Below are 23,727 nucleotides of genomic sequence, written 5' to 3'. Positions count from 1 at the left end.
CCCATCGAAAACGATCGTGACCGCTTCCCCCAACCCGCGAATACGCTAAACCGTCCCCATGCCCTTCCAGGCGCCGCGCGACGCGGCCGTGATCGATATCGGTTCAAACTCGGTCCGCCTGGTGGTGTACCGGCTGGAAGGCCGCGCCATCTGGACCGTCTTCAACGAAAAGGTCCTGGCGGGCCTGGGCCGCGACTTGGCCAAGACCGGCCGCCTGTCGCCCGAGGGCGTCATCCAGACCCTGCAGGCGCTGAAGCGCTTCCGCGCCGTGCTGGAGGCGGTCAATCCCGCCGAGACCTTCGTCGTCGCCACCGCCGCCGCCCGCGAGGCCAAGGACGGCCAGGACTTCATCGACCGCGTGCGCGACGAGACCGGCTTCGTCGTCCGCGTGCTGTCCGGCGAGGAAGAGGCCCACTACGCCGCCGTCGGCGTGCTGGCCGGCGCTCCCGACGCCGAGGGCGTGGTCGGCGACCTGGGCGGCGCCAGCCTGGAGCTGGTCCGCCTGTCGTCCACCGGCGCGGGCCGGGGCGTGACCCTGCCGCTGGGCCCGTTCAGCCTGGCTGGCCCCAGCGGCGCCTTGAACGGCGGCTTCGACGGCGACCGCGTCCGCCGGCTGGCCCGCGAGCGCCTGGCCCCCGTGGCCGCCGATTTCCGCAGCGACACCTTCCACGCCGTGGGCGGCGCCTGGCGTAATCTCGCCTTGCTGCACATGCGGTTGTCCGGCTACCCGCTGCACGTCGTCCACCAGTACGAGATCACCGCCGCCGAGGCCCTGGACGCCGCCCGCCTGGTCGCTCACCAGTCGAAGAGCTCGCTGGAGCGCATCGAGGGCATGAGCAAGAAGCGCTCGGAGACCCTGCCCTACGCCGCCGTCGTGCTGGAAGCCCTGATCGAGCAGCTGCACCTCAAGCGCATCGAGATCTCGGCCTATGGCGTGCGCGAGGGCCTGCTGTTCGAGGCCATGCCGCCGCGCATAAGGGGCTTGGACCCGCTGATCGAGGGCTGCTACGCCCTGGGCCACCGCCAGGGCGTCGCCGACGACCTGGGCCCGGCCCTGGACGCCTGGATCGCGCCCGCCTTCCGCACCCTGCCCGCGCTGTTCGGCGAACGCGACGGCATCCTGGTTTCGGCCGCCTGCCGCCTTTCGGACGTCGGCGCGCGCCTGCACCCCGATCATCGCGCCGACCTGGTGTTCGAGCAGGTGCTGCGCGCCCCGATCGCCGGTCAGAACCACGCCGAGCGCTGCTTCGTGGCGGTCGCCTCGCACGCGCGTCACGCCACCAACTTCCACCCGCCCGAACTGCCGACCCTGGAGCGCCTGCTGAGCCCCGCCCAGATGAAGCGGGCCCGCGCCCTGGGGGCCACGATCCGCCTGGCCTGCGACCTCTCGGGGCGCAGCCCCAGCCTGCTGGCTCGTTCGCGCCTGACGCTGGACAAGTCGCACCTGACCCTGGCGGCCGAGCCCGGCTACGCCAATCTTCTTCTGGGCGAACAGACCAGCAAGCGCGCCAATACCGCGGCGCAACACCTGAACCTGAAGTCAAAGATTATCACGGCGTAAATTCAGGTATAGGCGCGCCAGCCAACATACTTAACCGGCCCTGAACTTCCCCGATACGGGGAAATCGACAAGTTGTCGCAGACTAACGACACCGACACTGCATATTTTGTTAGCAATGCTTCCGTAGCGTGACCTCAACGAAATAAACGGAGGTCAGTGATGTTGAAGCGTAAGGTCGACTACCTGGATGCCATCGCTCCGTCTTCCGAGGCCCGCGAGCGTCCCCAGCTGCACATCGCCAATGATCACGACGCGCCCGTGGCCAGCGCCGCCCGCACCCTGCAATCGGAAATCGGCCGCGTCTTCGCCCAGGAAAACACCTGGTCGGTCCGCCGCACCGTCGCCATCGGCGTGGTCTTCCACCTCGGCGTCTTCTGCGCCCTGGGCCTGGCCGCCGGCGGGGCGCTCAGCCAGTTCGCGCAGCGCTAGGGTTTCGCCCGGAGACCATTGCCCTCTCTCTAAGAGAGAGGGCTTCTATTTGGGCTGCGGAAGGTGATGGCCGCGCTCTGCGCACTCCGCCAGGATCCGCGCGGCTTGATCGGCCTGGCTCTCATACGGCGCGCCCTTGTAGGGCGGTACGGTCAGGACGACGCTTACCGTGGCGAAGAGGCCGGCTTCGGGTAACGGTTTCGAGTAGCGGATGATGTAAGGCACGTGCTTGCGATCGCCGATCGTCGCGTAGCCACAGATGGACTGCTTATCCTTGCTGAGCGAAGCGACCTCGATCTTCGTGGGAAGCCGGCTGCGCTCCTCGCGCTGCACGAGGTCCAGGGCTTGATCCACGACGAACCGCTCAGCCTGGGTCTGCCGCTCGCATCCCGCGAGAGGCGGCATCAGACTCAGCACCACGACGAAAATGACGGTGCGGGGCATCTTGCGACGACCGTAACACGACCTCAGGTCGAGTCGAGCACTCAATCCGACAGCGAAGCCTCCGCGCCCGGCTGGCCGCTGTCCAGGTCCAGATAGTCGGTGAACGGGAGCCGGTAGACCCGGTCGAAGAATTCGCCCTGGAAGCGGAAAGGCAGGTTGGCGTCGCTGTTCCACAGCATGACGATGCCCGTCTTCGTCGCCGGGTCGAACATCATGGTCGAGCGGTAGCCCGAGACGCCGCCGCTGTGGCCCACCAGGCGATGGCCCTTGTAGGTAAAGCTGCGCATGCCCAGGCCATAGGCGGGGTTCTTCAGTTCGCGGGCGATGTTCAGACGGCCATAGGGCCGGCCGGTGGCGACGCGGGGACGCTGCACCTCGTCCAGAACGGTCGACGACAGGACGTTGGGCTTCAGGCCCATCTGGGCCTGCATCCAGGTGGCGAGATCCACGATGGTCGAGTTGACGCCGGCCGCGGCGGGCACGTGATAGTAAGCGTCCGACAGCTTCAGCTCCCGGCGAGCGCGATCGTGGGGCCGGGCCCAGTGCGCAGCCGAGGTCAGACCGGCCATGCCGATCGAGGCCCCGGTCATGCCCAGCGGGCCGAACAGCTTGCGCTGCACGGTCTGGGCATACGGCTCCCCGGTCTTGCCCTGGATGACCTCGGTGATCGTGTCGTAGGCGACGTTCTGGTAGCTGTGGCAGGTGCCCGGCGGACAGACCGGCTTCAACGCGCCATAGGAGGCCCGGATCTTGGCCGGATCGACGCCGTCCTCCAGCTGGCCGTCATAGGCGTTCTTGCCCAGGCCCGTGCGCTGCGCGAGCAGCTCCTCGACCGTCAGGGTGTTCTGGGCCTCGCCCGGCAAGCGCAGGCTGGTGTTGAAGGCCACCAGCGGCTCGGTCAGCGACAAGGCGCCGTCGGCCGCCATTCGCGCGCTGAGGGTCGAGGCCACGGTCTTGGACAGCGACGCCCAGCGGAACACGGTGCGGGCGTCGACCTTCGCGCCGCCTTCGGTCGTGCGGCCATAGCCGTGGACGAAGGACAACCGCCCCTTCTCGACGACAGCCACGGCCAGCCCCTCCATGGTCTTGTCGGCGGCCATGGCGTTGATACGGGCGTTCAGGGCGTCATAGTCGATGTCGCCATGCCAGGCGGACGGCTTTTCGGGCGTGTTCAGCGCCGCCTGCTCGATCGCCTCGGACACCGCCTTGGGCGCTTTCTTGAGGAACGGCAGGGTCGCCAGGCCGCCGACCAGGACGAGCCCCGCGGCGCCGACGGCGATCCATTTCAGGCGCCGTCGCTTTTCCCACTCGCTCTGCCAGATCCTCGACACGCCGCGTAAACTCTTGAACTGGATTGGAAACCGATCATAGCGAGGCGCGCGGGGCGACTCGTTGCGTCCGGCTTTCTTCTAACGACAACGCCCGCGATATGCGCCGAAAAAGGGGCGCGACGGGTTCTAGCCGAACAGGGCCTTGTAGAGATCGCGCGGGTTCACCGGCTTTTCCACCCAGCCCGTCATGCCCGCCTCGCGGCAGGCGGCGACCTCCTCGGGCGAGGCGCCGCCGGTGACGGCGATGATCGGCGTCTGGCGGTTGGCGCCGTCCTCGCGCAGGCGACGCGAGGCCTCCAGTCCGTCCATGCCGGGCATGCGGACGTCCATCAGAATGGCGTCGAAGATCTGACGCTCGGCCGCCAGCAACGCCGCCTGGGCGTCCTCGGCGGTCTCCACCCGGGCGCCGAACGCCTCCAGCATCTGGCGCAGGGCGCGGCGGTTGATGTCATGGTCGTCGACCACCAGGATCACCGGCGCCTCGTCGCGCACGGCCAGGGCCTGGACCTCGTCCTCGGCTGGTTCGACCGGCGCGGCGCCCTCGGGCGCGGGCAGACGCAGGGTGAAGCGCGCGCCGCCTTCCGGAGCGTTGGCCGCCGTCAGCTCGCCGCCCATCAGGCGGGCGAGATCGCGGCTGATCGACAGGCCAAGGCCCGTGCCGCCGAACGCGCGGGCGGTCCCGGCGCTCAGCTGCTCGTAGGGACTGAACAGGCGCTCGATCTGATCGTCCTTCAGGCCCGGGCCGGTGTCGCGCACGACGATGGCCACCTGGCGGGGCCGCTCGCGCTCGACGCGGACGTCGACGCTGACCCGGCCCTGGCCATCCCCCTTACCTTCAGGGGTGAACTTGATGGCGTTGCTGAGCAGGTTGTTGAGGATCTGGCGCGTGCGCATCGGATCGCCTCGCACCCACTGCGGCAGGGTCTCGACGCCGGTCAGGACCAGCATGACGCCCTTGGCCCCGGCGGCGCAGCGCCAGAACTCGACCGCGTCGCCGACCACGGCCGGCAGGTCGTAGTCGACCACCTCGACGCCCATCCGCCCGGCTTCGATCTTTGAGAGATCCAGCAGGTCGTTGAGCAGGGTCCGCATCATCATCCCGGCGTCGGTGACCAGAGCGGCCGCGCCGTCGCGGTCCAGGGCGGCCGCGCCATTGAGGATAGCGTTGATCGGCGTGCGCAGTTCGTGGCTGACCATGGCGATGAAGGCCGACTTGGCGGCGGTCTGACGCTCGGCCGCCCTGCGCGCGGCGCGCTCGGCGGTCATGGTCCGCTCCGACCACAGGAAGACCATCGACAGGGTCAGGCAGAAGAGACCGCAGCCGATCAGGAAAAACACCGTGACCGGATCATGTGCGTCGCCCGCGACCAGCGGCGTGACGAACAGGTAGATGATATGCGGAGCCGCCGCCGCGACGAAGGCGACGAGGCAGCCTTCCGCGCCCATCAGCGCCGTGAAGATCGATCCGGACAGCAGCAGAACGGCGCCGGCCGCGCCCATCCGCGTGTCCATGGCCCACAGCGGGATGGCCAGCCAGCCGAAGGTCGCCGCCATCAGGAAGTCGCCGAAGAGGTTCAGCGCCACGGCCCGCCCGGGGACCGGGGCGTCGAGAAAACGATTCAGAGCGAGAAACTTCGCCCCCTGAATGAGGACGAAAACGCCCGACCACACGAACAGGAAACGCAGGCTTGGCCACACCAGCGCCATCCCGCAGAGGACCAGGACGACGAAGAGGCGAAGCGGGATCAGGCGTCGCCGCGACACCGCGGCGGGGCGGTAGGCGTCCGCCAGGTTGTCCCAGAATGCACTCAACGCAACCCCCGTACACGGCGCGCTCTACTCCCGAGGGAGCAACGCGGCGCGGCGTTGTACGCCAGCAATCCTTTGCACGCACGGGAAAATGGCTCGATCCGAGCAGCAAAAGGGCGCGACAACCTCAGCGGTCGACGCGCCCTTTGCTCGCTCAGGTCGAGCGGACTACTCGGCCTTGGGAGCCCGACGGACCTCGACGACCCGGACCTTGGCGCCGTCCAGCACCAGGGCCAGTTCGCCGCGCTTGATCTTGAGGGCGTCGGCCCCGAAGGCGTCGCGGCGCCAGCCGACCAGGGCCGGGGTGGCGGCGTTGTCGTCGGCGGCGATCTTCTCAAGGTCCGAGACCGTGGCGATCAGCTTGGAGGCGACGCCCGCCTCTTCCGCCCGCGCCTTCAGCAGCACCTTGAGCAGCTCGACCACGGCGCCGGCGTTCTGCGGCGGCGGCGGACCGGGCTTGTCGACGACCGGGGCGTAGCCCTCCGGATCGGCCAGGGCGGCCTTGATCGCGGCCAGCAGGTCGGGACCGAACTTGCTGCCGCCGAAGCCCTTGGGCACGCCGCGCAGGTTGTTCAGGGCTTCCAGGCTCGTCGGCGTCTGGGTGGCCAGCTCGTCGATGGCCTCGTCCTTGAGGATGCGTCCGCGCGGCTGGTCGCGGCTCTGGGCGGTGCGCTCGCGCCAGGCCGCGACGGCCTTGAACACGGCCAGATACTTGGCCCCCGTCTTGCGCGGGCGCAGGCGACGCCAGGCCTTTTCCGGATCGACATCGTAGGCGGCCGGATCCGAGATGGCGGTCATCTCCTCCTCGACCCAGGCCAGGCGACCCGAGGTCTCGAGGCGCTCGCGCAGGGTCGGGAACAGGGCGGCCAGGTGGGTGACGTCGGCCAGGGCGTAGGTCAGCTGGGCGTCGGTCAGCGGTCGGCGGGCCCAGTCGGTGAACCGGCTGGACTTGTCGAGCTCGATCCGCAGCATCTGGCGGACCAGGGCGTCATAGGCGATCTGCTCGCCGAAGCCCGCCGCCATGCCCGCCACTTGGGTGTCGAACAACGGCCTCGGCATGGCCTTCAGGTTGTTGAAGATCTCGACGTCCTGGCGGGCGGCGTGGAACACCTTGAGGATGCTCGTATCGCGCATGACGGCCAGCAGCGGCTCGAGGTCGATGCCCTCGGCCAGCGGATCGATGACGGCTTCGTGCGTGGGAGACGCGACCTGGATCAGGCACAACTTGGGCCAGTAGGTCGTCTCGCGCATGAACTCTGTGTCGACGGCGACGAAAGGCTCGCCCGCGAGCGCATTACAGAACGCCGCCAGCGCGGCGGTGGTGGTGATCGGCTTCATCGGCTGCTAATAGCCTCGCGCACCCCCGAGTCTGCAAGCGTCAAGACGCGCCCAGCGTCTCGGGAAAGCAAATTTTCCGCGTGTTCGGACGGGTTTACCGCCCTCCGATAGACCAGAGCGAGCGCCAGAGCGACCATGAGCGATCAGCCGAACGGCCTTACCTACGCCCAGGCGGGTGTCGATATCGACGCGGGCAACGCCCTGGTGGACGCCATCAAGCCCCTGGCCAAGGCCACCCGTCGCCCCGGCGCGGAAGCCAGCCTGGGCGGCTTCGGAGCCCTGTTCGACCTCAAGGCGGCCGGCTACGAGGACGCCCTGCTGGTCACCACCACCGACGGCGTCGGCACCAAGCTGCGCATCGCCATCGACGCGGGCATGCACGCCACGGTCGGCATCGATCTGGTGGCCATGTGCGTCAACGACCTGCTGGCGCAAGGCGCCGAGCCGCTGATGTTCCTCGACTACTTCGCCACCGGCAAGCTGGACATCGAGGTCGCCAAGAGCGTCGTCGCCGGCATCGCCGAGGGCTGCAAGCTGGCCGGCGCGGCCCTGGTCGGCGGCGAGACCGCCGAAATGCCGGGCATGTACAGCGACGGAGAGTATGATCTCGCGGGCTTCTCCGTTGGAGCCGTCGAACGCGACGACGTCCTGCCCAAGCTGGACAAGCAGCGGGCCGGCGACATCATCATCGGCCTGGGCTCTTCGGGCCCGCACTCCAACGGCTATTCGCTGGTGCGCCGCGTGGTCGAGCGCTCGGGCCTGGCCTGGGACGCCCCCTGCCCGTTCGAAGAGGGCAAGACCCTGGCCGAGGCCCTGATGGCCCCGACCCGCATCTATGTGAAGTCGCTGCTGCCGCTGCTGCAGTCGGGTCGCGTCAAGGGCGGCGCCCACATCACCGGCGGCGGACTGATCGAGAACCCGCCGCGCGCCATCGCCGAGGGCCTGACCGCCGAGTTCGACTGGAACGCCTGGGTCCTGCCCCCGGTGTTCGAGTGGATGGCCCAGGTCGGCGGGGTCTCCGAGCACGAGATGCGCCGCACCTTCAACTGCGGGATCGGCTTCATCATCATCGTGGCGCAAGCCGACGCCGAGCCCGTCCTGGCCGCCCTGCTGAACGCCGGCGAGGACGCCTTCATCTGCGGCCAGCTGGTCAAGGCTTGATGCTGAAGAAGACCAAGGTCGCCGTGCTGATCTCGGGCCGGGGCTCCAACATGGAGGCCCTGGTCCGCGCGGCGAAATCGCCGGCCTGCCCGTTCGAGATCGCCCTCGTCTTGGCCAACAAGCCGGACGCCGGCGGCCTGGCCACGGCGGCGGCCGAGGGCGTCGAGGCCCTGTGCGTCGACAGCAAGCCCTTCGGCAAGGACCGCGAGGCCCACGAGCGCGCCATCGACGCGGCCCTGCGCGAACGCGGGATCGAGGTCATCGCCCTCGCCGGCTACATGCGGATCCTCACCCCGTTCCTGGTCGACGCCTGGGAAGGCCGGATGCTGAACATCCACCCGTCCCTGCTGCCGGCCTATCCGGGCCTGGACACCCACGCCCGCGCCATCGCGGCCGGCGAGGTCGAGGCGGGCTGCACCGTCCACCTGGTCACGGCCGGCGTCGACGAGGGCCCGATCCTGGGCCAGGCCCGCGTGCCGATCCTGCCCGACGACGACGACCACAGCCTGGCGGCCCGGGTGCTGGAGCAGGAGCACAGGCTCTACGCCGACACCCTGGCCACTTTCGTCACCGGGCGTCTCGCCCGGGCCTGATCCCCCTGAGACCGCGTGTCACAGGCGGTAAAGGCTGTCGCGTCAGAACTTCGTCACCATATGGCGTCAGCATGCCGGCCATGGACGCCTGGATCACCGATCTCTTCAAAGTCGCCGCCGACCACGCCGGTTTCGTCGGCGCGGTTCTGTTCGCCATGACCTTGCTGGAGGCCCTGGTGTTTGTGGGCCTGCTGATTCCGATCCTCGGCGTCATGCTGGCCGCAGGCGCCCTCGTGGCGCAAGGCGCGCTGCATCCGGTCGAAGCGATCCTGTGGTGCAGCGCCGGCGCGGCCGTTGGCGACGCCCTCTCCTATCTGATGGGCCGGGGTCTGGGCGGTCGCCGGGCGAGCCGCCTGCTGTTCGGGGGCAAGCGCCGCCTGCTGGCGCGCGCCAAGCTGATGACCCGCCGCCACGGCGTGCTGGCGATCGCCGCCGCCCGCTATCTGGGGCCCGCGCGTCCTTTCATTCCGATCCTGGCCGGCATGTCGCGCACGCGCGGCTGGCGTTTCCAGGTCGCCAATGTGTTGTCGGCTCCGATCTGGGTGATCTCGCTGCTGGCGCCCAGCTACCTGGCCGCGCGGAACCTGCAGATGTTCGGGAACAACCCCGCCCTGACCAGCGGCCTCGCCCTGGGCGCCCTGCTGCTGATCGGCGCGGGCGCCCTGTGGCTCAAGCAGACCAGACGCACCGGGGCGATAGCCTCGTCACGCCTGTCGCCTCAAGATGCAGCGACGATGTCCGCGGGCGCGTCGTAGTATCGGATCGACTGCTCGTCCCAGGCATAGTCGGCGCTGGCGATCTGTGCGCGATCGTAGCTTGGCGAGGCCTTGAACCGGTCCTTGGACACATCGACCTGATACGTCTTGGCCATCGGATCGTAGCGGACGATCGACCAGGGAACGGGGTGATACCTGCCCGACCCGCCCAGCAGTCCGGCGCCTTCCACCACGAGGAACTCGATCCGCCCGGTATCCAGGTCGACGAACGTCTCCGCGATGGCGCCAAGCTTGCCGCCGTGCTCGCCCAGAAGGTCCTGGCCCAGGATGTCTTTGCTTCTCGTCAGGGGCATCGGGTTCTCTCTCGACCAACCGGCGGGGCTCGCCAAGAGACAAAGCGTCTGAGCACGCCAACGGTTTCGGCCGTCCCCTACGGCGCTTCAGGTTTAAGTGTGAGCGGTCAAACCGGCCGGAACGCGCTCAAGACCTGAACAGGCTCTAGACCGACCGCCAGCGCCGCTCGGCCCACAGGCCGCCGGCCAGCACGACCGCCACGGCGCCCCACAGGGCGGCCGCCCCAATATGCAGATAGGTCAGCGCGCCCAGGGCCCCGCCGCCCGCCAGACCCGTCCACAGCAGCACATAGCGCAGCCAGTCGGAGGGCTCGCCGCCGACCAGGGCCCCGGCGATGCGCTGGCCGGCCTTGACCAGGGCGCCGGTCATGTAGGTGAGGCCGACGGCGACGTCGCCGTTCCTCTGGAACACGGCGTTCTCGGCCCCCATGGCCATGGCCACGGCGGTGACCCCGGCGGTGTCGTGGCCCAAAGTCAGCAAGCCCGCGCCCAGGGCCAGCAGCGTGGCCTCCAGCATCAGGACCGGCGAACGGCGGGTCTCGCCCAGCGCCCGAGCGGTCAGGGCCCCGAGCACGACGCCCGCGACGAACGAGGCCACCAGGGTCAGCACGGTCAGCACCGCCGGCCAGTGGGCCGTGGCCAGACCCACGCCAAGACGTGTGGAGTTGCCGCTCATGAACGAGACGAAGAACCCGCCCAGCTTCAAAAAGCCGATCGCATCCACATAGCCGGCCACGCCCGACAGCGTCACCGCCAGCGCCACCTCATTCCGTTCGTAGTGTTTCACGGCGACTCCCGACGCAAAGAACCGGTCGGATCGTCACCGATCCGACCGCGTCGCGCCATAGGCCGCTACGGTGTTCCGGCTGACTTCGCCATCATGTCCAAGAGCAACTTGGCCTGCCGCGCCGCCATTGGGGTCGGCCGACATTGGCTTGAGCAGCGCGAACGTGGTCTCGAAATCGTCCGCTGTCAGGAAGGCGACCGCAGCCACGAGACGAATCTTCGCCACCTCCGGCGCCCGCCGCACCGCCCGCCGCAGATAGCCTTGCGCCAAGACCACCAGCGCGGCCTTGCGCGCGGGGTCGGGCTCGGCGGCGGCGCGATAGAGCTTGCTGGTTCGCTCAGCGCACCAACACGTCGATCCACCCTAAAGCGACCTTCGCGCGCCCGACAACCGTCGGCGTCGACCAAACAAAAAGGCCGGCGGGTCGCCCCGCCGGCCTCGATGCATTGGTAAGGCGGAAAGCCTTAGCCGACGATCTGGTCGTCCGTGAAGAACTGGGCGATCTCGATCGCGGCGTTCTCCAGGCTGTCCGAACCGTGGACCGAGTTTTCGCCGATCGACAGGGCGAACTGCTTGCGGATGGTGCCTTCGTCGGCGTTGGCCGGGTTGGTGGCGCCCATGACTTCGCGGTACTTGGCCACGGCGTTATCGCCTTCCAGCACCTGCACGACGACCGGCTCGGCGGTCATCTGGGCGACGAGTTCGCCGTAGAACGGGCGCTCGGCGTGGACTTCGTAGAACTTCTTGGCTTGTTCTTCGGTCAGGCGCACGCGGCGCTGAGCGACGATGCGCAGGCCAGCGGCCTCGATCACCGCGTTGATGGCACCGGTCAGGTTACGACGGGTGGCGTCCGGCTTGATGATCGAGAAGGTGCGTTCGGTCACGGAGTGATCTCACAGAAAAGTTGTGGATTGGGAGGTTGCGGGCTTATAGCCGTGCGCCTCCTCCCCGCCAACCCCGCCGCGTAACCTTCATAAAATGCTTCAGATCCGTGACCTGACCTTCAACGCCTGGGGTCGGAAGTTCTTCGACCATGCCAGCGTCAGTCTGCCGCCAGGCGCCAAGGTCGGCCTGATCGGGCGCAACGGCGTGGGCAAGTCGACCCTGTTCAAGCTGATCCTGGGCCAGCTGCACGCCGGCGACGACGAGATCAGCCTGCCCAAGGCCGCGCGGATCGGTTCGGTGGACCAGGAGCACCCGGCCACGCCGGTCACGCTGCTGGAGACGGTGCTGGAGGCCGACGAGGAGCGTCACGACCTGCTGACCCGGCTGGAGACGGCCGATCCGGAGGCGATGGGCGAGATCTGGGCGCGGCTGATCGAGATCGATTCCGACGCCGCCCCGGCCAAGGCCTCGGAAATCCTGGTCGGTCTTGGCTTCACACAGGACGACCTGGCGCGCCCGATGAGCGAGTTCTCGGGCGGCTGGCGGATGCGCGTGGCCCTGGCCGCGGCCCTGTTCGCCGAGCCGGACATGCTGCTGCTGGACGAACCGACCAACTATCTCGACCTGGAAGGCGCCCTTTGGCTGGAGGCTCGTCTCCAGAAGTACCCCCACACGGCCCTGATCGTCAGCCACGACCGCGAACTGCTCAACAACAGCTGCACGCACATGCTGCACCTGGCCGGCGGCAAGCTGGAGCTCTACACCGGCGGCTACGACGACTTCGAGAAGCGCCGCGCCGAGAAGGCCCGCCTGCAGCTGTCGGCCAAGGCCAAGCAGGACGCCGAGCGCGCCCACCTGCAGGCCTTCGTCGACCGCTTCAAGGCCAAAGCCTCCAAGGCGGCGCAAGCGCAGTCGCGGATGAAGCGCCTGGCCAAGATGGAGCCGGTGGCCACCACGATCGAGGAACGGGTCGCGCCGTTCACCCTGCCCTCGCCGCCGCGCCCGCTGGCGCCGCCGCTGATCCGCCTGGAAAAGGCGAACGTAGGCTATGAGGCCGATCGCCCGATCCTCAAGAACCTCAACCTGCGCATGGACCTGGACGACCGCATCGGCCTGTTGGGCGTCAACGGCGCGGGCAAGTCGACCTTCGCCAAGATGATCGCCGGCGCCCTGACCGTTCAGAAGGGCGAGTTGCACCGCGACAAGAAGATGAAGGTCGGGTGGTTCCACCAGCACCAGATCGAGGCGATGGATCCGGCCGACACCCCGCTGGAGATCATCCGCCGGGCCATGCCGGACGCCTCGGAAAGCTCGCGCCGCTCGAAACTGGCGCAGTTCGGCCTCGGTTTCGAGAAGCAGGAGACCACGGTCGCCAACCTCTCGGGCGGCGAGCGGGCCCGTCTGCTGCTCAACATGGTGGCGATGGACGCGCCGCACATGCTGATCCTCGACGAACCGACCAACCACCTGGACATCGACAGCCGCCGCGCCCTGCTGGACGCGCTGAACGACTACAGCGGCGCGGTGATCCTGATCACCCACGACCGCTCGCTGATGGAGCTGGTCGCCGACCGCCTGTGGCTGGCCGCCGACGGCACGGTGAAGCCGTTCGACGGCGACATGGACGACTACGCCAAGTTCGTGCTGGAGCGCGCCAAGCAGGCGGTGAAGCCAACCCAGGTGGCCCGCGAGCCGGTCGCCGCCGCTTCCGCCGCCGCGCCGAAGAAGACCGTCGCCATCGAGCCCCTGAAGCGCAAGATCGAGGCCGCCGAGCAGGTCGTCATGCGCACCACCCGCCAGGTGAACGAACTGGAAGCCCAGTTGGCCGACCCTGAGCTCTACAAGAATCCCGCCAAGGTGGCCGAGCTGACCAAGCGTCGCGACAACGCCAAAGCCAAGCTGGACGAGGCCGAGGCGACGTGGATGGAGCTGGCCGAGGAGCTGGCGGCGGCGGAGGCCTGAGCTTGGCCGCGGGTGTCCAAAGTTTAAGGTAAACCCGCGTGAACCAAGAAGTTTAGCGCTTCCGCGATACCTCGGGGCGCAGGGTGCGCCCCATGAGCACCGCCCATCCTCGCAACCATGTCGTGGCCAATCCGGAAGGCTTGTCCGCGTCCGTCGTCCTGGAGGCGTTCGCCGACTGGGTGAACGCCCGGATCGGCGAGGCCATGCGGATCGAGATGGACCTGGCCTTCCGCGACCGTCCGTTCGACATCGAGGTCGGCCGCGAGCCGGCCCTGGTCGGCTGGGAGCACAAGTTCATCCAGCCCGGCGCGGCCGCGCCGAAGGGCAAGATGTGGACGGTCTATCGCCTGCACGACCAGAACGGCCGCCCGGCCCACCTGCCCCATTCCGGCGACCTGGTCGAGGATCTGACGCCGCTGCTGGGCGAACTGGGCTATCTGGGCGTCTTCGAGGACGGCGTGGCGATGTTCCCCGGCGTCGGCAAGCGCTAGCCGCCTAACGATCCCAAGACGCCGGTCGGGCGCCGCGTCAGGACAACCAGGTCTAGGCGGTCACGGGGGCGGGTCCGCTCATGGCCTGGGCCAGGGTGGACAGCAGGGACATCACCGTCAGCGGCTTGGGCGTGGCGCCGTCGAACACGGGGTCCAGCGGCCCCAACCGCACATCGGCCGAGAAGGCGATGATCGGCGCGCCGGAGCTGGGCCCCTGCTCGGCCCGGATCCGCTGAGCGGCCGAGACGCCGTCCAGACGCGGCATGCGCAGATCCATCAGAATGGCGTCATAGGTCTCGGCGGCCGCGGCGGCGACGCCCTCCTCGCCGTCCCGGGCCTCGGCGACCTCGACCCCGACGGCCTCCAGCACCGAGCGGACCAGTTCGCGGTTGCCGGCGTTGTCGTCGACGACCAGCACGCGGCTGCCGGGCGGCGGCAGGGGAAGGTCGTCCTCGTCGGAGGCCTTGTCGTCGGTCTGGGCGACATCGGCCGGGATCTCGAACCAGAAGCGCGCGCCCTTGCCCTCCTCGCTCTCGACCCCGATCTCGCCGCCCATCAGCTCGACCAGCCCGCGCGAAATGGCCAGCCCCAGCCCCGTGCCGCCGTGCTGGCGATTGAGGGCCGCGTCGATCTGCGAGAAACGGGCGAACAGCAGCGCCTGATCCTCGGCCGCCACGCCGCGGCCGGTGTCGACCACGGCGATGCGCAGCCGGTTCTCCTGGTGAACGACGGCCAGGCTGACCTTGCCGGCGTCGGTGAACTTCACCGCGTTGCCGACCAGATTGACCAACACCTGTCGCACCCGCTCGGGATCGATCATCACCTGGGCCGGCAGCGCCGCCAGGCCGTCCGCGCCCAGGGTCAGGCCCTTGGCCATCGCCCCGGCGCTCGTCAGCTCGAGCACCTCGGCGACGAGGTCGGCGACGTTGGTGGGCCGGACATTCAACGCGATGCGTCCGGCCTCCAGCCGCGAGAAGTCGAGGATGTCGTTGATCGTCGTCAGCAGGGTCTGGCCGCCGGCGGCGATGCGGTCGAGATAGCGCCGGGCGCGCGGCGACAGGTCGGCTTCCTCGGCCGCCAGGTTGGCGAAGCCGATCACGGCGGTCAGCGGCGTGCGCAGCTCGTGGCTCATATTGGCCAGGAACTCGCCTTTCACCGCGGCGGCCGCTTCGGCCTCCGCGCGGGCGGCGCGCAGGTCCATCTCCAGCGTCTTGCGGGCGGTGACGTCGCGGATGATGTCGGTGATGCCGTTGGGGACGCTGGTCAGCGGGTCAAAGGCCAGGGTCGGGCGCGACTCCAGCCAGATCATGTCGCCGTCCTTGCGGAAGGCGCGGTACTCGACCGTGGCGGCCGGAGGGGCCAAGGCGGGGTCGGAGCACTCGCGCTGGACGCGGACCACCTCGCTGATCTTGGCCAGATCGTCGGGATGCAGGGTCTTCAGATAGCCCACGCCCAGCAGTTCCTCGGGCGGATAGCCCATGATCGAACGGGCCGCGGGCGAGATGTAGGTCATCTGCCCGTGCAGGTCGCTGTGGGCGATGATGTCCAGGGCGCTCTCGGCCAGCAGGCGGAACTTGGCCTCGCTGCGTTCGGCCGCGGCGCTGGTCTCGACCAGTTCGGCCATGATCGCGCGGCGCTGGCGCTGGAAGGCGGCGACCGGCAGGGCGACGAAGGTCGAGACGGCCAGGAACAGCTGCAGCACCGTCGACTGCGTGGCCGAGCCCGACAGGATCAGGTGGATGGGTCCGCGTCCCGCGATGGTCAAGACGAGCGCGATCGCCGCGACCAGGACCCCGCCCAGGACCGCGCCCAACACCTCCTGGCGCCATGCCGCCAGCAAGATGACCGGCGGCACCAGGAACAGCAGCGGATATTTGGTCTGGCCGAAGACCACGGCGGTCATCACGCCGCAGGCCAGGATCGACAGCATCCCGTCGCGGGTCAGCGGCTGTTCGCGCAGATAGAGCTTGGCTCGGAACAGAACCAGCAGGCACGGGCCGATGGTCAGCATGCCCAGGATGTCGTTCAGCACCCAGCCGGTCACATTGGTCAGCAGGTCGCCGCCACGCACAAAGGTGTGGATCGACGAGGCGACGCCGCCGGCGATCAGGGGCGCCAGGAATCCGCCCAGCAGCACGAAGGCCAGCATGTCGCGTGGCCGCCCCAGGTCGATCGCCTGGCCCGCCACGCGGCGCACGGCGACCGCGGCCAGCAACGCCTCGGAGACATTCAGCGTCACCAGTATGGCGTTGATCGTCGGGCTGTCCCCCGCGTGGGCGCCGGCCGCCAGGGCGCCCACAAGTCCGCCGACCACCAGCGCCGGCCAGCGCCGCGAGGGCGATGACAGCAGACAGGCGGCCAGGAAGCCGTTCGACAGCCAGATGGGCGTGACGTGACCATAGACGCGGGGGATTTCGACGCAGAGATAGGCCAGACCGGCAAAGCCAATTGCGACGCCCAACGCGGCCAGAAGCGTGGCCGCTAAGTCATCGCGAGTCTTGGGCTCGATCGTTGGCTGATAGACCATGCTCTGAACCGGCCGGTCAGGAATCTCCGGCTGATTCTTTTATTTCATCCGATCCGCTAAAACGCCAGAAAAGCTTGGGATACCATGGTTTCTAGCCGCATTTGACCTCCTGGACGACGCCGGTGTCGGCGTTGAACAGGATGTTCAGGCGGTCGGCGCGGTAGTCCATCGTCACCGGGCAGGTCGTGCAGGCCACGCGCCAGCGGGATGGATCGACCGGGGCCGGCAGGCTGGTGCGCGGCTTGCCGACGAAGGCCTGGGCCTCCTTCAGCCCGCATTGATCCTTGGCGGCCTCGGCGACCGGAGGTTTAGCCGGCAAAGCGATGGCCGGCGGCGCGGTGGGCGTGCTGGGCGGCGGCGGCGGGGCCGGCTCGGGCGCGCTGGAGCACGCGGCCAGGATCAGACCCAGGATCGCCGCCGACACTACGCGCTTCATGCCTGCTTCTCCCAACCGCGTTCGGCGCCCTGGCGCCAGTAGGACACCGGATGCCCGGCCTTCTTGAAAACGGACCAACGTCCGCGCGCCACCGCCAGCGCCTGATCGTCCCGGCCGTCGAACAGCAGGATGCAGCGTGACACCCCGGCCAGATCGCCCGGCTCGGCCCCGTCGATCAGGAACAGCGCGTCACCGGCGTTCGGGTTGCCATCATCGGCCGTCAGCAATACCGGCTGACGCTCGGCCATCGGCTCGCTGGCCAGGCCGTGCGGCAGGAAGCTGTCCTCCCGCCAGGTCCAGAGGTGCTGGTCCAGCGCCTCCAGCCGCCGCGGATCGCCGCCGCGCACCAGCGCCTTCCAGCCTCTGCCCAGCGTCTTTTCCAGAAGCTCGGGCAGCACCGCCTCGAGCGGCGAACGCTCCAGGTGATAGAACCAGACCTCGCACGGCGCGGCGGTCATGCTCAGCCTTCGTAGGCGTCGGCGACAAGGCGGTTGAGCAGACGCACGCCGTAGCCGGCCGCGCCGTCCGGCACGGTCGGATCCGTCGAGGGCTTCTTCCAGGCCACCGAGGCGATGTCGAGGTGAGCCCAGGGCGTGTTGTTGACGAAGCGCTGCAGGAACAGGCCCGCCGTGATCGAGCCGGCCGGACGGCCGCCGACGTTCTTCATGTCGGCGATCGGGCTTTCGATCTGCTTCTCGTAGGCGGCGGGCAGCGGCAGGCGCCACAGGCTCTCGCGCTCGGCCTTGCCGGCGGCGAGAAGTTTTTCCGACAAGCCGTCGTTATTGCTGAACAAGCCGGCGTAGTCATGACCCAGCGAGATGATGATCGCGCCGGTCAGGGTGGCCAGGTCGATCATGAACTGCGGCTTGAAGCGGTCCTGGCAGTACCAGAGGGCGTCGGCCAGCACGAGCCGGCCTTCGGCGTCGGTGTTGATGACCTCGATTGTCTGCCCCGACATCGAGGTGACCACGTCGCCCGGACGCTGGGCGTTGCCGTCGGGCATGTTCTCCACAAGGCCCAGGACGCCAATGGCGTTGACCTTGGCCTTGCGGCCGGCCAGGGCGTGCATGACGCCGGTCACGGCGGCCGCGCCGCCCATGTCCCACTTCATGTCTTCCATGCCGTCGGCCGGCTTGATCGAGATGCCGCCGGTGTCGAAGGTGACGCCCTTGCCGACGAAGGCGATGGGCTGGGCCGATTTGTCGGCCGCGCCCGTCCACTTCATGATGACCAGCTGGCTCTCGCGGCGGCTGCCCTGACCCACGCCCAGCAGGCTGCCCATGCCCAGTTCGGCCATCTGGGCCTCGCCGAGGATCTCGACCTCCAGGCCCAGGCTCTCCAGGCTCTTGGCGCGGGCGGCGAACTCTTCCGGATGCAGGATGTTGGCCGGCTCGGAGACGAGATCGCGGCTGAAGACGATGGCGTCGGCCAGGGCGGCCAGCGGCGCGTAGGCCTTCTGGGCCTTGACCGGGTCGGCGGCGGCGATCTTCACGACCTGGACCGAGGGCTTCTTCTCGGCCTTCTCGGTGGTGCGGTACTTGTCGAAGCGATAGGCGGCCAGACGCGCGCCGAAGGCGGCGCGGGCGGCGCTCTCGGCGTCGGCGCCCAGCTTCAGGACCAGCTCGGTGACGCCCGTGGTCTTGATGGCCTGATAGGCCGAGGCGGCGGCGGTCTCGACCGCTTCCGGCTCAACGGCGCCCGAGCCGTCGACGCCGACCAGCACCAGGCGAGCGGCTTCCAGGCCATGGGGCGCGACGACGTCCAGCGTCTGGCCCTTGGCGCCGGTGAAGCGGCCGCCGGCGATGGCGCGCGCCAGGGCGCCGCCGGTCGACTCGTTGGCGGCCTTGGCTTCCGGCGACAGGGCCGCGCCCTCATGAGCCAGGACCGCGAGGGCGGCCGTGGCGCCGGCCTGGGTGTCGACGGGGACGAACTCGATACGCATGCCGCGCTCCTGCATCTGGGCGACTTCTAGATGGCGCGTCACGACGCGCCGCCACTCAATCTTGAACTAGGCGGCATAGTCCAATGCCGCGCCATAGAAAAGGCTCCGTTGGGCCCCACTCGGCACAGCTAAGTCAGGTCCCCCGTTGTGTCGACGCGAAGCCCCCGTGTAGAACGACCCATCTTCGGGGTTCGTCCCACGAATCCATCCGCCCGAACCCCACTAGATGCGCCTCATAGAACGCTATCTCTTTCGGCAGTTGCTAGGCCCGACGCTGCTGGCGACGGCGGCCCTGGTGGCGCTCGCGCTGCTGGCGCGCAGCCTGTCGGAATTCGACGTCCTGGTGGAACAGCGCCAGAGCGCGCTGGTGTTCCTGAAGATCATCCTCCTGGCCCTGCCCCAGCTTCTCGGCATCATGATGCCGCTGGCCTTGTTCGTGGCCGCGCTGGTGGCCTTGAACCGTCTGCACACCGAGCAGGAGATCGTCGTCTGCTTCGCTGGCGGCATGAGCCGCTGGGCCGTCATCTCGCCGGCCATGCGCCTGGCGGTGATCGCGGCCCTGGTGTCGCTGGTTTCGGGCCTGTGGCTGCAGCCGTGGAGCGCCCGCCAGATCCGCGAGACATCCTTCGACATCAAGACCGACGTCGCCTCGACCCTGGTCCAGCCGGGCCAGTTCACCGAGCCGGGCCCCGGCCTGACGGTCTACGCCCAGTCGATCGACCGCGACAACAAGATCCAGAACCTGTTCATCCACCAGGAAATGCCCAGCGGCGGCGCCTCAACCTATTCGTCGCGCGAAGCCGAGATCGCCACCCGCCGGGGCGAGCCGGTGCTGATCATGCGCCACGGCTCCAACCAGCAGTTCTCGCGCCAGGGCGTGCTGCAATACACCTCGTTCGACGAGTACACCTTCGACCTGTCCAGCCTGTCGCACACCGACGAGCTGCTGCACTACAAGATCGCCGACCGCTATCCGCACGAGCTGTTCTTCCCCGACCTGACCCAGGACTGGGAGCAGCGGAACAAGGGCAAGCTGCTGGCCGAGGGCCATTCGCGCTTCGCCAGCCCGCTCTACAACATCGCCCTGATGACCATGGCCCTGGCCGCCGTGCTGGGCGGCTCGTTCAGCCGCATGGGCTATGGCAAGCGGATGGCCGCCGTCGGCGCCGCCGCGGCCGTGGTCCGCATCGTCGGCTTCGGCATACAGGCCGCGTGCGAGGACAACGCCTGGCTGAACATCCTGCAGTACCTGGCGCCGCTGGCCGCCACGTGGTGGGGCCTGTCGCAGATCTTCCGGCAGAAGGTCTCGCCGCGCCGCGCCGGCCGGATGGCCAAGGCCGCCCCCGCCCTGTCGGGAGCCGCGTGATGCTGACCATGGGCATGCTGGAGCGCTATGTCCTCAAGCGCACCATGAGCGCGCTGGTCGCGGCCCTGGCCGTGCTGGGCGCGATGGTGATGCTGATCGCCTTCGTCGACATCGCCCGCAACGTCGGCACGCGCGCCGACGCCAGCTTCTTCCAGCTTCTGTACCTGACCCTTCTGCAGGCTCCCGCCACCATTCTGGTGCTGGCGCCGTTCGTCTTCCTGTTCGGCACCATGTGGGCGTTCGTCGAGCTGAACCGGCGCAGCGAGCTGATCGCCATGCGCGCCGCCGGGGTCTCGGCGTGGCGGTTCATCATGCCCGCCGCGATGGCGTCGTTCTTCATCGGCCTTCTGAGCATCACCCTGCTCAACCCACTGACCACGGCCATGACCGCCAAGTTCGAGACCGAGCGCGACCGGATCATGAACGGCTACCTCAAGGAGGCCCCCAAGGGCACCTGGCTGCGTCAGGGCGACGACAAGACCCAGATCGTCATCCGCGCCCGTGGCCGCGACCTGATCGACGGCTCGGTGCGCCTGCGGGGCGTGTCGCTGTTCGTCTACACCCTGAACAACAAGGGCGTGATGGACTTCACCCGCCGCATCGAGGCCAACGAGGCGCGGCTCGAGCCTGGCTTCTGGCGCCTGACCGGCGTGCGCGAGGCCACGCCCGGCGCCGGAGCCATCCGCTCCGACAGCCTGTCGATCCCCTCCAACCTCGACGACCGCACCGCCTCGGAGCGCTTCAACACGCCCCAGGCCGTGGCCCTCTGGCGGCTGCCGGCGACGATCCAGCGGACCGAGGACGCCGGCTTCTCGGCCGCGCCGTTCAAGCTGCGCCTGCAGCAGGACCTGGCCACGCCGATCCTGTTCGCCGCCATGTCGGTGCTGGCCGCGGCCTTTTCGCTGCGCCTGATGCGGCTGGGCGGCCTGGCCGCCCTGGCGGGCTCCGGCGTCGCTCTGGGCTTTGGGTTCTTTTTCTTCAACGAGCTATGCAGCACCTTGGGCAAGGCCGATGTTCTGGCCCCGTTCATCGCCGCATGGACACCGCCGACCGTCGCGCTTTTGGCGGGCTTCACTTTGCTTTGCTATACGGAAGATGGGTGAGTCATTGCTGCCAGGGTCATTCATGACTGAAACGCGTCCCAGCGTCCCGTCCGCCTGCCGCGCGCTGTTGCTCAGCGGCGCGGCCTGGCTGGCGTTCGCCTGCGCGGGCGCGGCCCACGCCCAGCAAAGCCTGGCCACGATCCCGCCGACGCCGGTGGTCCCCGCCCCGCCGTCCGACGGCCTGGCCGACGAGGGCTATTACCTGGAATCCGACCTGCTGATCCGGGACGACGTCAACCAGATCATGACGGCGCGCGGCAAGGTGCAGAGCCGCTATCAGGGCCGCACGCTGCGCGCCGACGAGGTGATCTACAACGCCAAGACCGGCGAGATCACGGCCAACGGCCACGTCCAGCTGATCAATCCGGACGGCACCGCCGAGTTCGCCGATCACATGGAAGTCGACAAGGACATGAAGGCGGGCTTCGCCCAGAACTTCGCTGCCCGTCTCGACCAGAACATGAAGATCGCGTCGGTCACGGCCGTGCGGCGCAACGCCAACATCCAGGAACTGAACCGGGCGATCTACACCCCGTGCGAGGTCTGCGCCGAAAAGCCGACCCCGACCTGGTCGGTCTCGGCCGACAAGATCGTCCAGGATAAGCAGAAGCAGCTGATCTACTACAAGAACGCCACCATCCGTCTGTGGGGCGCGCCGATCCTGTACATGCCGCTGTTCTGGCACCCGGATCCGCAGGCCAAGCGCAGCTCGGGCTTCCTGGCGCCGAAGATCGACTTCTCCAAGGGCCGGGGCACCTCGTACAACCAGCCCTACTACTACGTGATCTCGCCGTCGTCGGACGTGATCATCGCGCCGCAGATCAGCACGGGCGTCAATCCGTTCCTGAACGTGAACTACCGCAAGCGCTTCTACTCGGGGTCGATCGAGGCGCGCGGCGGCTTCACCTACGACAAGGATTTCGACATCCACGGCGACCGCTTCGGTCAGTCGACCGCCCGCAGCTACATCCTGGCCAACGGCAAGTTCGACATCAACGAGAAGTGGAAGTGGGGTTTCACGGCCGAGCGCGTCTCCGACGCCCTGCTGTTCGACAAGTACAAGATCAACGACGTCTATGTGCAGCGCGGCCTGTTCACGAGCGACGACCACCGTCTGACCTCGCAGATCTACGCCACCCGCCAGGACGCCCGGTCGTGGTTCTCGGTGACGGCCGTCTCGATCCAGGGCCTGCGCGTCGTGGGCATCAATCCGACGACCAACTCGGCGAACGCCTTCGAGAACAGCGGCGCCTTCCCGTTGATCGGCCCACTGGTCGAAGCCCGCTGGGAACCCGACACGCCGGTCCTGGGCGGTCGTCTGCGCCTGCAAGGCTCGGGCGTCATGCTCAACCGCTCGGAGTCGCAATACGGCGAACCGCCCTACTACCTGCCTGACTACAAGGGCCAGAACGGCGTCGATTCCAGCCGCGCCAGCTTCAAGGCCGACTGGCGCACCAGCACCATCGTCGGCAACGGCCTGAAGGTCTCGCCCTTCGCCCAGGCCCGCGGCGACGCCTATTCGATCAAGTCGTACATCACGCCGGCCGCGGCGGCCCTGGGCGACAGCGACAACGACACCTACACCCGCGCCCTGGGCGTGGGCGGCGTGGACCTGAGCCTGCCGTTCTACAAGCCGCTGAAAAACGGCGGCAACGTCGTGCTGGAGCCCCTGGCTCAGGTGGCCGTGGGTTCGGACAGTTCGCGCGTGCCCACCATCGTGGCCCGCAACGGGACCACGACCTACCTCTACAACGAGGACAGCGCGACGCTGGAGTTCGACGAAACCAACCTTTTCTCGGCCAACAAGTCGCCGGGCTTCGACCTCTATGAGGGCGGCCAGCGCCTGAACGTCGGCGGCCGCGCCACCTACACCCTGCCCGGCGGCCGTAGCGGCAGCATTCTGGTGGGCCGCAGCTTCCGGTCGAAGTTCGATCCCCTCCTGCCGGCCCGCACCGGCCTGCAGGAAAAGTCGTCCGATTGGGTGGTGGCCGCGACGGTCACGCCGGTCCGCGGCATCACGGCCTTCGCCCGCACGCGCCTCGACTCGGACACCCAGGAGATCAAGCGCCTGGAAACCGGCGTCGACGCCTTCACCACCCGCGGCTACGCCTCGGTCCGCTACCTGAAGGACGAGCTCGATTCCAACGGCAGCCGCCAAGAGAGCTTCGAAGCCCGCGGCGAACTGAAGGTGACCAAGCACTGGTCGCTGACCACCTACGGCGCGCGTGACATGGTGGCCGACGTGTGGCGTCGCCGCGACCTGGGCATCGCTTACCAGGACGACTGCATCCGCATCGACGTCATCTACCAGCAGCAGGACCGCTACGCCTCGACGGCCACCGGCCTTCGCCTGCAACCTGACCATACGATCGTGTTTAGCCTTTCGTTCGCCACATTGGGCGCAGCAGGATACGTCTCCAAATGAGTGAACACGTCTTGGGGGGGCGTGCCGCGTCCGCGCGCGTCCGCCCAGTGTGTCTCGGGGGCGACGAC

22 protein-coding genes are annotated in these 23,727 nt (G+C 68.4%); 10 read left to right on the top strand and 12 right to left on the bottom strand.

The features are described from left to right. Positions 1–58 precede the first annotated feature (58 nt). Positions 59–1,561, top strand: a complete 1,503-nt coding sequence (locus tag EIK80_RS15465) for a Ppx/GppA phosphatase family protein (RefSeq protein WP_125157883.1) — start codon at positions 59–61, stop codon at positions 1,559–1,561. A 156-nt stretch (positions 1,562–1,717) separates the two neighbouring features. Further along, the gene (locus EIK80_RS15460) at positions 1,718–1,990 is read left to right on the top strand and encodes a hypothetical protein (RefSeq protein WP_125157882.1); all 273 of its coding nucleotides are present in this window, start codon (positions 1,718–1,720) and stop codon (positions 1,988–1,990) included. A gap of 45 nt (positions 1,991–2,035) precedes the next feature. Here the strand turns inward: EIK80_RS15460 and EIK80_RS15455 are convergent, their stop codons facing one another. From EIK80_RS15455 to rnd, 4 genes are all read right to left on the bottom strand, one after another. Beyond that, positions 2,036–2,434: a hypothetical protein gene (locus EIK80_RS15455; RefSeq protein WP_125157881.1), complete on the bottom strand. Its 399-nt coding sequence runs from the start codon at positions 2,432–2,434 to the stop codon at positions 2,036–2,038. Positions 2,435–2,475: 41 nt separating this feature from the next. Beyond that, entirely contained in the window at positions 2,476–3,765 is a 1,290-nt protein-coding gene (locus EIK80_RS15450) for a serine hydrolase (protein ID WP_233586665.1), read from the bottom strand. 126 nt (positions 3,766–3,891) lie between these two features. Beyond that, positions 3,892–5,577, bottom strand: coding sequence for a response regulator (locus tag EIK80_RS15445; protein WP_125157880.1), 1,686 nt, complete (start codon positions 5,575–5,577; stop codon positions 3,892–3,894). Positions 5,578–5,742: 165 nt separating this feature from the next. Further along, entirely contained in the window at positions 5,743–6,912 is a 1,170-nt protein-coding gene (gene rnd / locus EIK80_RS15440; protein ID WP_125157879.1) for a ribonuclease D, read from the bottom strand. 135 nt (positions 6,913–7,047) lie between these two features. Here rnd and purM point away from each other — a divergent pair, with 135 nt between their 5' ends. The 3 genes from purM to EIK80_RS15425 all read left to right on the top strand — a co-directional run bounded on the left by purM (position 7,048) and on the right by EIK80_RS15425 (position 9,421). Beyond that, the gene (gene purM, locus EIK80_RS15435) at positions 7,048–8,073 is read left to right on the top strand and encodes a phosphoribosylformylglycinamidine cyclo-ligase (protein ID WP_125157878.1); all 1,026 of its coding nucleotides are present in this window, start codon (positions 7,048–7,050) and stop codon (positions 8,071–8,073) included. Next, the gene (purN, locus tag EIK80_RS15430) at positions 8,073–8,666 is read left to right on the top strand and encodes a phosphoribosylglycinamide formyltransferase (RefSeq protein WP_125157877.1); all 594 of its coding nucleotides are present in this window, start codon (positions 8,073–8,075) and stop codon (positions 8,664–8,666) included. The genes purM and purN overlap by 1 nt, the downstream gene beginning before the upstream one ends. A 71-nt stretch (positions 8,667–8,737) precedes the next feature. Beyond that, a complete protein-coding gene (locus EIK80_RS15425; RefSeq protein WP_233586664.1) occupies positions 8,738–9,421 on the top strand; it encodes a DedA family protein in 684 nt (227 codons plus the stop codon). On the opposite strand, the gene EIK80_RS15420 is transcribed toward EIK80_RS15425, so the two are convergent. The 4 genes from EIK80_RS15420 to ndk form a co-directional block, all read right to left on the bottom strand. Next, a complete protein-coding gene (locus tag EIK80_RS15420; RefSeq protein ID WP_125157876.1) occupies positions 9,385–9,735 on the bottom strand; it encodes a PRC-barrel domain-containing protein in 351 nt (116 codons plus the stop codon). The two genes, EIK80_RS15425 and EIK80_RS15420, sit on opposite strands and share 37 nt — an antisense overlap. Before the next feature lie 145 nt (positions 9,736–9,880). Beyond that, on the bottom strand, positions 9,881–10,522 hold the full coding sequence (locus EIK80_RS15415) for a YoaK family protein (RefSeq protein WP_199743494.1): 642 nt from the start codon (positions 10,520–10,522) through the stop codon (positions 9,881–9,883). A 33-nt stretch (positions 10,523–10,555) separates the two neighbouring features. Continuing rightward, on the bottom strand, positions 10,556–10,792 hold the full coding sequence (locus tag EIK80_RS15410; RefSeq protein WP_125157875.1) for a hypothetical protein: 237 nt from the start codon (positions 10,790–10,792) through the stop codon (positions 10,556–10,558). A gap of 194 nt (positions 10,793–10,986) precedes the next feature. Further along, the gene (ndk, locus tag EIK80_RS15405; protein ID WP_125157874.1) at positions 10,987–11,406 is read right to left on the bottom strand and encodes a nucleoside-diphosphate kinase; all 420 of its coding nucleotides are present in this window, start codon (positions 11,404–11,406) and stop codon (positions 10,987–10,989) included. A 94-nt stretch (positions 11,407–11,500) separates the two neighbouring features. Between ndk and EIK80_RS15400 the strand changes: the two genes are divergently transcribed. Then, a complete protein-coding gene (locus EIK80_RS15400; protein ID WP_125157873.1) occupies positions 11,501–13,369 on the top strand; it encodes an ABC-F family ATP-binding cassette domain-containing protein in 1,869 nt (622 codons plus the stop codon). Between the two features lie 92 nt (positions 13,370–13,461). Beyond that, positions 13,462–13,860 carry a hypothetical protein gene (locus EIK80_RS15395; RefSeq protein ID WP_125157872.1) on the top strand — a complete coding sequence of 133 codons (399 nt, stop codon included), beginning with the start codon at positions 13,462–13,464 and terminating at the stop codon, positions 13,858–13,860. Positions 13,861–13,912: 52 nt separating this feature from the next. Here the strand turns inward: EIK80_RS15395 and EIK80_RS15390 are convergent, their stop codons facing one another. The 4 genes from EIK80_RS15390 to EIK80_RS15375 form a co-directional block, all read right to left on the bottom strand. Next, the gene (locus EIK80_RS15390) at positions 13,913–16,387 is read right to left on the bottom strand and encodes an MASE1 domain-containing protein (protein WP_125157871.1); all 2,475 of its coding nucleotides are present in this window, start codon (positions 16,385–16,387) and stop codon (positions 13,913–13,915) included. A 91-nt stretch (positions 16,388–16,478) separates the two neighbouring features. Next, on the bottom strand, positions 16,479–16,823 hold the full coding sequence (locus EIK80_RS15385) for a peptidase inhibitor I78 (protein WP_199743493.1): 345 nt from the start codon (positions 16,821–16,823) through the stop codon (positions 16,479–16,481). Then, a complete protein-coding gene (locus EIK80_RS15380) occupies positions 16,820–17,281 on the bottom strand; it encodes a DNA polymerase III subunit chi (RefSeq protein ID WP_125157869.1) in 462 nt (153 codons plus the stop codon). The genes EIK80_RS15385 and EIK80_RS15380 overlap by 4 nt, the downstream gene beginning before the upstream one ends. Before the next feature lie 2 nt (positions 17,282–17,283). Further along, entirely contained in the window at positions 17,284–18,765 is a 1,482-nt protein-coding gene (locus tag EIK80_RS15375) for a leucyl aminopeptidase (RefSeq protein WP_125157926.1), read from the bottom strand. 226 nt (positions 18,766–18,991) lie between these two features. On the opposite strand from EIK80_RS15375, the gene lptF reads away from it, so the two are divergent. Genes lptF through EIK80_RS15360 form a run of 3 tightly spaced genes read left to right on the top strand, consistent with a single transcriptional unit; the run spans position 18,992 to position 23,659 of the window. Further along, entirely contained in the window at positions 18,992–20,131 is a 1,140-nt protein-coding gene (gene lptF / locus EIK80_RS15370) for an LPS export ABC transporter permease LptF (RefSeq protein ID WP_125157868.1), read from the top strand. Next, positions 20,128–21,234 carry an LPS export ABC transporter permease LptG gene (gene lptG / locus EIK80_RS15365; RefSeq protein WP_125157867.1) on the top strand — a complete coding sequence of 369 codons (1,107 nt, stop codon included), beginning with the start codon at positions 20,128–20,130 and terminating at the stop codon, positions 21,232–21,234. The genes lptF and lptG overlap by 4 nt, the downstream gene beginning before the upstream one ends. Then, a complete protein-coding gene (locus EIK80_RS15360) occupies positions 21,227–23,659 on the top strand; it encodes an LPS-assembly protein LptD (protein WP_125157866.1) in 2,433 nt (810 codons plus the stop codon). Before lptG ends, EIK80_RS15360 begins: the two co-directional genes overlap by 8 nt. Positions 23,660–23,727 lie beyond the last annotated feature (68 nt).

Source organism: Caulobacter sp. 602-1, from assembly GCF_003931565.1.
Classification (GTDB): Bacteria; Pseudomonadota; Alphaproteobacteria; order Caulobacterales; family Caulobacteraceae; genus Caulobacter.
This window is presented reverse-complemented; position numbering and strand designations above follow the sequence as displayed.